General features: G+C 70.7%; 1 protein-coding gene and 1 pseudogene. Both read right to left on the bottom strand.

Annotation, left to right across the window (positions count from 1 at the left end; all coding sequences use genetic code 11):
* Positions 1-218: 218 nt before the first annotated feature.
* A complete protein-coding gene (locus tag FV222_RS27805) occupies positions 219-485 on the bottom strand; it encodes a 3',5'-cyclic-nucleotide phosphodiesterase (protein WP_147752616.1) in 267 nt (88 codons plus the stop codon).
* Between the two features lie 130 nt (positions 486-615).
* Positions 616-845, bottom strand: a pseudogene (locus FV222_RS30310) (hypothetical protein); the annotation flags it as partial.

The following is an 845-nucleotide window of genomic DNA, read 5'->3' as shown; positions in this document are numbered from 1 at the left end:
GCGCCGCGGCGGCCGCAGCCCGCCAGCGCGAGCGCGACGAGGGCTGCGGCTAGGATCGACGTCAGGACGCGGGAGGGCGGCATCGCGGAGGGTCCGGCGGGCACTTCTGGGTGTGGTCCTCCCGAGGGAGGATCACACCTTAGCCGTTGCGGCACCCCGAGGCGAGCGCCCACGCGCCACAGCGCGAATCCGAAGCGCGCCGGTCGACTTGCGCGGGCTCAGCCCTTCTTTCCGCCCGTGGTCGCCTGGTAGGCGTCGATGGCGCGGCGGCAGTTCTCCGACAGCGACTTCCAGTTCTTCTCGAAGCACGCGTCGAGCTTCGGATCCTCGGGGGCGAGGTTACCGCAATAGTTCAGGTAATCGCCGGTGCAGTACTTCTTCAGGGTCTCGTTGCCGCGCTTGGTCTCGGGCGCGGCGGAGGCCGGCGCGGAGAACGACACGGCCAAGCCGAGCGCGAGGGCGAGGGGCATGAGCTTCAAGGCCATGGGGCGTCGTTCCATCTGTCGGGTCGAAATGCGGGATGGCGGTGCGATGATGCCATCGCGTGGTGGAAACAAGGCATCGCGGAGGGGTTTCGCAAGCGCACCCCTCGAAATCCGCTGCGTCGGCGGTCGATCAGTGCGACGATGCGTGCATCGCGTAGGCCGCTACCGGCGGCAGGCGCTCGCGCTGCGCCAGCGCGTCGGCGACTTCGGTGATGCGCCGGCGCAGGTCGGCGTTCTCGCGCTCGACCGTCTCGCCGCGATCGGACTCGGACCGTGCGAGCGCCGCCTCGGCGGCCGCGAGCTTTTCGCGGACGCTGCGCTCGCTCTCGGCCGGGTCGGCGAGCGTCGCTTCGGGCGTGG

Origin of the sequence: Methylobacterium sp. WL103, from assembly GCF_008039885.1 — a bacterium.
GTDB lineage: Bacteria > Pseudomonadota > Alphaproteobacteria > Rhizobiales > Beijerinckiaceae > Methylobacterium > Methylobacterium cerastii.
Note: the sequence above shows the minus strand (reverse complement) of the source record. Positions and strands in the feature narration are given on the sequence as shown.